General features: G+C 52.3%; 6 protein-coding genes. All 6 read left to right on the top strand.

Annotated elements, in window-relative coordinates:
* On the top strand, positions 1–266 hold a 266-nt coding region (locus P3C52_RS20860), incomplete at its 5' end, for a hypothetical protein (RefSeq protein WP_275556770.1).
* A 19-nt stretch (positions 267–285) separates the two neighbouring features.
* On the top strand, positions 286–441 hold the full coding sequence (locus P3C52_RS20865) for a hypothetical protein (protein WP_275556771.1): 156 nt from the start codon (positions 286–288) through the stop codon (positions 439–441).
* A gap of 355 nt (positions 442–796) precedes the next feature.
* Positions 797–1,126 carry a hypothetical protein gene (locus tag P3C52_RS20870; protein WP_275556772.1) on the top strand — a complete coding sequence of 110 codons (330 nt, stop codon included), beginning with the start codon at positions 797–799 and terminating at the stop codon, positions 1,124–1,126.
* Positions 1,123–2,058 carry a RecT family recombinase gene (locus P3C52_RS20875; protein WP_275556773.1) on the top strand — a complete coding sequence of 312 codons (936 nt, stop codon included), beginning with the start codon at positions 1,123–1,125 and terminating at the stop codon, positions 2,056–2,058. The genes P3C52_RS20870 and P3C52_RS20875 overlap by 4 nt, the downstream gene beginning before the upstream one ends.
* The gene (locus P3C52_RS20880; RefSeq protein ID WP_275556775.1) at positions 2,058–2,738 is read left to right on the top strand and encodes a lambda exonuclease family protein; all 681 of its coding nucleotides are present in this window, start codon (positions 2,058–2,060) and stop codon (positions 2,736–2,738) included. The genes P3C52_RS20875 and P3C52_RS20880 overlap by 1 nt, the downstream gene beginning before the upstream one ends.
* Before the next feature lie 2 nt (positions 2,739–2,740).
* Positions 2,741–2,905: a DUF1317 family protein gene (locus P3C52_RS20885; RefSeq protein WP_275556774.1), complete on the top strand. Its 165-nt coding sequence runs from the start codon at positions 2,741–2,743 to the stop codon at positions 2,903–2,905.
* Positions 2,906–3,059: the final 154 nt, after the last annotated feature.

Consider the following 3,059-nt stretch of genomic DNA (forward strand, 5'->3'; position numbering starts at 1 on the left):
AGTCTGGTGATTGTTTTAACAATAGTCGCGCTGATGGCGCTGGCGAAAGTGATGGAGAGGTGTTTATGAGCAAAGAAACAGGCGGTCCGGCATTTCCACTGCCATTAGGTAGTGAGACGGTTGAGGGGCAGGAAGGCATGACGCTGCGCGATTACTTCGCAGCTAAGGCTATGCAAGGAATGCTGGCAAGTGGCGTTCCATCAGGAGAAATCCCCATTTATGCATACGAAATCGCAGAAGCAATGATTGCAGCACGCGGACAGTAATCACTGACAGGAGAAGAGGATGAATAACGAGAACTTTGAGTTTGAAGAGTGGATGGATTTTCTGCGTGACCATGCAGCTAAGAAGGGCGGCAAGGCTAACTTCCCAGATGAATGGCAAGAGGATTATGACGCCGGACTGACCCCAGAAGAGGCATGGAGTAAAGCCTGGGATTGAGTGACACCGTAAAGCTGTCTGCTTAGACGGCTTTGAGGTGCTACGCACCAACGCTTTAGAGAGCTTCAATAACCAGACAGTAAGACACCTTAGGGGCCGCAATGGCCCCTTTCTTTTACACCAATCAAACGAATTCAGCAGGAGTTACCCATGCAATACGCATTTGCTGGGGCTGCCCCTATGGGTAGCTTCGGGCATCACACGTCTCAACTTTCACGCTTAACGGAACGCCTGCGCCGCATTGGTCGCTGGTTTATCGATAACATCAATCAGCGAGGCAACCCATGAAAAACCAATTCTTCAAACGCGCTCAGGAGCTTTGCAGAGAGGCTCAGCTGTACGGAAACGCCGATAAATGGGCGATGGCTATGCAATTACTGCGGAGGGCTTTTCAGTGAACGCTTATATGTCTCAGGAGCGCTACAAAGACCGTCTGGATATGGCTGAGCAAGCCGAAGCGCAGCGTATATCCCGCATTGATGTTATCGCGGCCGACCTTACGAATAAGTACCCGGAAGATCTGACCGACTTCGCCGACATGGGAAACATCCCCATTGAGCTTCGTATGTTCCTGCGTACCGATAAAGCCCAGGATGAATATGCGGCATTCGTTGACCGTCTTTCCCGGCTTCAGGCGGAGGAACACGACCAGTTAATTCAAATCGGCTTTATGGAGGCATCATGAATCAGCAGCTGGTTAATCAGGTTTTTGAAATTGTTAACCCGCTTAAAGTGGAGTTTGAACAGGTTTGCGCTGATCCGTCGATTACCTTCAAGCGCGAGTCAGAATTCGCAATGCAGATATTCGCTAACAACGATTATCTGGCAAAGATTGCAGCCCAAAACAGCACGTCAACTCGCAGCGCGGTAATGAACATTGCCGCCATAGGTATCACGCTGAACCCGGCGCAGAAACTCGCTTATCTGGTTCCACGAAAAGGCGCTATCTGCCTCGATATTAGCTACATGGGTCTGATGCATATTGCTCAGCAGTCGGGTGCGATTAAATGGTGTCAGTCGGCAATCGTCAGGAAAAATGACCGCTTCATGCGTACAGGCATCGATCGCCCGCCGACGCATGAATTTAATGAGTTCGACACCATTGAGCAACGTGGGGAAATCGTAGGTGCTTACACTGTGGTTAAAACGGATGAAGGTGATTATCTGACTCACACGATGCGCGCCGAAGACATCTTCGCCATCCGTGACCGGTCAGAGGCATGGAAGAAGTATCTGACCGACAACAGCAAGAAATGCCCTTGGGTCACTGACGAAGAGCAGATGATTCTCAAGACGGTAGTTAAGCAGGCCGCCAAATACTGGCCGCGCCGCGAGCGCCTGGATAACGCGATCGACTACGTCAATACAGAAGGTGGCGAGGGCATCAATTTCAATCAGGAACGCGGGCAGGAACGGGACGTTACGCCATCAACGGAGCAAACACTCCAGACCATTACTGACCTGCTGCTGAGCATGGATAAAACGTGGGAAGAAGACCTCCTGCCGGTTTGCTCACAGATATTCCGCAGGCCAATCAAGCAGGCATCTGACCTGACCGAAGCGGAAGCGGTCAAGGCTCTCGATTTCTTGTCAAGGAAGGCTAAGGCGGCAGCATGATTCCCCCTGAATGCATACAGCAGCGCACAGGGATAGATGTGCTGTCTGTTGAGCAGGGAAGCTATGAGTGGCAGAGATTGAGGCTGGGAGTGATAACGGCATCGGAAGCATCAAAGGTTATCGCAAAGCCACGGAGCGGAAAGAAATGGACCGACATGAAGCTGGCCTATTTCTACACCCTTCTTGGTGAAGTCTGCACAGGTGAGGCGCCGGAGATAAACGCAAAAGCGCTCACATGGGGAAAGACGCACGAGGAATCAGCAAGGACGCTGTTTGAGTTCACAACGGACGTGCAGGTAACGGAGGCGCCAATTATCTACCGGGACGAATCGCTAAGGACGGCGTGTTCTCCTGACGGGCTTTGCAGTGACGGACGCGGGCTCGAATTGAAGTGCCCTTTCACATCTCGCGACTTCATGAAGTTCCGCCTCGGTGGCTTCGATGCCATTAAATCAGAGTACATGGCTCAGGTGCAATTCAGCATGTGGGTCACCGGTAAGGATGCCTGGTATTTCGCTAACTATGACCCGCGCATGAAGCGCGAAGGCATACACCACGTCATCGTCGAACGCGACGAGAAATTTATGGCCGACTTTGAAGAGATGGTGCCGGAGTTCATTGAGAAGATGGACGAATCACTGGCAGCCATTGGCTTCTCGTTCGGCGATCAGTGGAGATAACGATGAAACAGCCAACTGACGCAATCCGGGTCGGGCGTATAGCCCTGCCATACAGCCGAAAGGAGCGCGGCTGGGTTACTCCAACCGGGAAAGTTATCCGCAATCCTCTCCGGGCTCAGCGAGCAGCTGAGCTAATCAACGACCGACTCCCTCCTTCGTACAGGTGATCTATGCGCAAACACAGACGCAGGCTGAAAACGGAAGCTGGAAGGGTTCGCAACGGATGGCTGATTGAGCTTGAGGATGGGCTGGCGGTGCAGGTTACGGACGTGAAGCACCTCGGCAACAGAGTGTCATTCATGACTGGCGGCACTCCGTGGT

This window comes from Mixta sp. Marseille-Q2659 (assembly GCF_940807255.1).
GTDB lineage: Bacteria > Pseudomonadota > Gammaproteobacteria > Enterobacterales > Enterobacteriaceae > Mixta.

What these genes read in the sequence shown, in the direction of transcription:
- P3C52_RS20865 (WP_275556771.1), top strand. Translation starts at nt 286, where the DNA reads ATGAATAACGAGAACTTTGAGTTTGAAGAGTGGATGGATTTTCTGCGT.
- P3C52_RS20870 (WP_275556772.1), top strand. Translation starts at nt 797, where the DNA reads ATGGGCGATGGCTATGCAATTACTGCGGAGGGCTTTTCAGTGAACGCT.
- P3C52_RS20875 (WP_275556773.1), top strand. Translation starts at nt 1,123, where the DNA reads ATGAATCAGCAGCTGGTTAATCAGGTTTTTGAAATTGTTAACCCGCTT.
- P3C52_RS20885 (WP_275556774.1), top strand. Translation starts at nt 2,741, where the DNA reads ATGAAACAGCCAACTGACGCAATCCGGGTCGGGCGTATAGCCCTGCCA.